At 73.8% G+C, this 4,092-nt stretch carries 2 protein-coding genes; both read left to right on the top strand.

Going from position 1 to position 4,092, the window contains the following annotated elements; translation table 11 throughout:
• Positions 1-323 precede the first annotated feature (323 nt).
• Complete coding sequence (locus P3L51_RS35360) at positions 324-2,063, top strand: hypothetical protein (protein ID WP_354609464.1); 1,740 nt, start codon at positions 324-326, stop codon at positions 2,061-2,063.
• A 592-nt stretch (positions 2,064-2,655) separates the two neighbouring features.
• Positions 2,656-4,092, top strand: a 1,437-nt coding sequence (locus tag P3L51_RS35355) for a N,N-dimethylformamidase beta subunit family domain-containing protein (RefSeq protein WP_354609463.1), incomplete at its 3' end; no start/stop codon positions are given.

Genomic DNA, 4,092 nt, shown 5'->3' with positions numbered 1-4,092 from the left:
GTGTATAAGAGACAGCCCCGGCCCTGACCCCGGCCCCCGTCCGACCTGGTCGGACGGGGACTCTTCCGTGCGGCTCGGCGCCGCCACCTTCCTCGTCCCAGAAGCCGCACTCCAAAACATCAGCACCGTCAGCACCTTTGACCAAAGCCATTCCATCGAGTGACGGTTAAGCCATCCGGATGACCCTCGCCGGGGCCCCAACTATGGTGCGGCGCAAGCGTTCGGGCACTTGGCCCACAGGCATTGCGATGTCAGTGGCGGGTGCCACAGTGGGGGAGTGAGCAAATCCGCCGCAGTGCTGGCAGAGGGGGTGAGATCCGGACGTGTCCGGTTCCGGTGTCGGTGAGGAGATCGGCGCCCAGGGCGCCAGGTCCCGGGCTCTCGCTGTGCTGCGCGTGCGCGGCAGAGCGGCGGCCGTCGCTCTGCTGCCCGCGGCCGCGGCGGTCGTCCTGCTCGCGGGGGGTGTCACGGGCCGTCTCACCGGCGGGAGTTGGGACACCGCGCGCTGGGTCGTGGCCGGTGTCGCCGTGGTGGTGCTGCTGTGCGCGGTGGGCGTCGCCGCCGTGATCGCCAGGGCCAGACCAGCCCTCAGCCCCACCGTGGAGATCGCCGAGCGGTCCGCCCCCGACCTGTACCGCCTGGTGCGGGATCTGGCCGACCGGCTGAACGTGCCCGCGCCCTCGTCCATAGCGCTGACACCGGACTGCGACAGCTGGCTGGAGGACCGTACGCATCCCGCGCACGCCCTCGTCGGCGCACCGAGCGACGGCGCGGCGACGGGCCCGAATGAACCGGGCGCCCCATTCCGCCGCGGCGCCCCCTCCCGTCGCGGGGCCGCCGCTGCCGCGCCCGTCCTCGTGATCGGCTCCCCCTTCCTGTGGTGGATGCGCGTCGCCGAGCTGCGCGCCGTGCTGGCCCCGGTCGTGGCCGGTACGGGACCGGCGTCGCACCCCGACATAGCCGCCGCCCGCCGCTTCGTGCGGGGCCTGGACGCCGCGGTGGCCCTCCCGGGCCGCCAGGACCTGGGGCTGATACGCCGCGCCGCGCTCGGCCTCGTCGGCCGGATCGCCCGCCTGATGCTGCGCGCCTGCGCCGAGCACGCCGCCCTGATGGAGCGCGGTGTCGCGTCCGCCGCGTCCGAGCGGGCGCAGGGAGTCGACTACGGCCTGCGGATCGTCGCCCAGGAGCAGGTGGGCCTCGCCTACGCCGGCTGGGACCGGCTGCTGACCCGCGTCGCTCTGCCCGCCTGGCGGATGGGCCGCTGGCCGTCCCGGCTCGACGTCGGAGTCGTATCGGCGCTGACCGAGCTGTCGCGGCGCGACCGGCTGGCCGAGGGTTTCACCTCCCGGCTCGGCGAGCGTCCCGCCTGTGACCTGCTCGAAGAGCCCGGCACAGTCGACGAGGCCGCGTCCCTGCTGGCCGCGCGCCTCTTCCACGGCGGCCCGGCCACGTCGGGCCCCGACTGGTCCCCGGTCGACTGGCAGCAGTATCCGGAAGAGGTCGTCGACCGTAAGTGGCGTACGGAAGCGGCCAGGCTGCACCGCGTCCTGGACGACATGGGCGTACGCCGCTCCGCGCGGCCGGGCGACCCGACGTCCGACGCCGTGCCCGGACCCACACTGGCCCGCGTCATGGACCATCTCGCCGGACGGGGCGAGGAGGCGGGCGACACCCTGGCCGCCGGGATCAGCGCCGAGGTGGCGCGCGAGGAGGCCGAGGTCGTACCGCCCGCGCCCACGACCGCGCCGGGCACCGCGGGCGACGCCCTGGCCCTCCGTGGGACGGACCCGCTGCCGCTGTTCCCGCTCATGCCGCCGCGTACGGGCCGTGAGCTGCTCGCCGACCACGTCACCGCGATGGTCTGCTGCGCCGCCGTGGACACGGCGGGCGCGGCCCCGGGGCTCGACTGGCTCGACGGCCCGGCTCTCCTCATGGACGGCAAGCGCCGCACGGACCTGGCGGGCGGGGTGCTGAGCCTGGTGGAGGACGGCGACGGGGAGCCGCTGCGGATGTGGCTGGCCTCGACGGGCGTACGGCCGGAGAAGCCGGTCCGTCTGGTGTGAGGTCGTGTGAGGTCGGTCACGGCCGACCCGGCGGAAGGCGCGGGAGGGACGTGGCGCGAGAGCCGCCCGCCGCCCGACGCGGGGCCCTATGGGCTGCCCCGTAACCCCCGGCGGGCGCACGACGGCAGCGACACCACCTCGCCGCGTTGTCGGATCGCCCGGATACGCCCGGTACGGGGGCCACCCTCCGCCTCGCGACGCACCGCATCTGGCGCCGCGCGCCGATCCACCGGGGATTTACTGGGCAGCCCTTGGGCGATGTCCCGCCGGCAGCCCGCCAACAGCCTCACCGAACCGTCTGGCCGAACCGCCCCCGACGCCGCCCCGCGCGTCATCGGCGCCCGGCGCGCAACCCAGCGCAACCCAGCCCAACCCCCCGTCCGGAGAAGGACGTTCCGCCCGCTTCCCCCCACTTCCCACCGCTTCCCGCCACTCCCGTTCACTCCCATTCGCGACGAACGGTGACGGAGCGCGTGCGTTATGTGATGTGCTGGAGGTCGACGCTGACACGGTCCGCCCCAACGGCGGCCCGCCCACCGGCAGTCGACCAACCACCAACACTTGCACGGGGTTTCCAGGGAGGGGCGCGCCAATGTGCGCCGATCACATCCAGCGGTGGGAATCGGGCGCGCTCGCCCACGCCGTCTCCGATCCCTTCGGCCAGGGACCGGTGCCCTGGCTGCGCGGCAGCGAGAACTACGTCGACGACACGGGCCACGTCGTGCCCTGGTACGCGGACCCGACGCTCGGGCGCGACCGCGGCGGCCCCCATACCGCCGACGACGTCCACCGCCAGATCAAGGGCTTCGCGTCCGCCGGAGCCGCCGCGCCCGGCGAGTCGATCGACTTCCACATCACCGTCGATCCGCCCCAGCCGTTCTCCGTGGACGTCTACCGGATCGGGCACTACGGCGGCGAGGGCGCGCGCAAGATCACCACCAGCCCCCGTCTCTCCGGCATCGTCCAGCCCGCCCCGCTCGCCGCCGAGCGCACGGTCTCCTGCCACCACTGGTGGCTGTCCTGGCGCCTCCAGATCCCTTCGTACTGGTCCCTGGGCGCGTACGTCGCCGTCCTCACCACCACCGACGGCTACCGCTCCCACATCCCCTTCACGGTCCGCGACAGCCACCCCGCCGACCTGCTCCTCCTGCTCCCCGACATCACCTGGCAGGCGTACAACCTCTACCCGGAGGACGGCCATCTCGGCGCCAGCCTCTACCACGCCTGGGACGAGCAGGGCCGGCTCCTCGGTGAGGAGGACGCGGCGATCACCGTCTCCTTCGACCGTCCGTACGCGGGCGCGGGCCTGCCCATCCACGTCGGCCACGCCTACGACTTCATCCGCTGGGCCGAGCGCTACGGCTACGACATCGCCTACGCGGACGCCCGCGACCTGCACGCCGGCCTGATCGACCCGACCCGCTACCGGGGGCTGGTCTTCCCCGGGCACGACGAGTACTGGTCGCTCCCCATGCGCCGCACCGTCGAGCGGGCGCGCGAGCACGGCACCTCACTCGTCTTCCTCTCCGCCAACACCATGTACTGGCAGGTCGAGCTGGGCCCGTCGCCCTCCGGCGTCCCCGACCGCCTCCTCACCTGCCGCAAGCGCCACGGCCCCGGCCGCCCGGCCCTCTGGCGGGAGGTCGACAGACCGGAGCAGCAGCTGCTCGGGATCCAGTACGTGGGCCGGGTCCCCGAGCCGCACCCGATGGTCGTACGGAACGCGGAGCACTGGTTCTGGGACGCCACCGGCGCCTCCGAGGGCGACGAGCTCCCCGGCCTGGTCGCGGGTGAGGCCGACCGCTACTTCCCGCGTACGGCGCTGCCCGAGCACGACGAGCGGATGCTGCTGGCCCACTCGCCGTACCGGGACGGCGACAACACCCTTCGCCACCAGGAGACTTCGCTCTACCGGGCCCCCTCCGGCGCCCTCGTCTTCGCCTCGGGGACCTTCGCGTGGTCGCCCGCGCTGGACAGACCCGGCCATGTCGACCCGCGCGTCCAGCGGGCGACGGCGAACCTCCTCGAC

The organism is Streptomyces panacea, assembly GCF_040560175.1.
In the GTDB taxonomy this organism is placed as follows: Bacteria; Actinomycetota; Actinomycetes; order Streptomycetales; family Streptomycetaceae; genus Streptomyces; species Streptomyces panacea.
The sequence above is the reverse complement of the archived record's forward strand: the minus strand, read 5'-3'. Positions and strand labels throughout refer to the sequence as shown.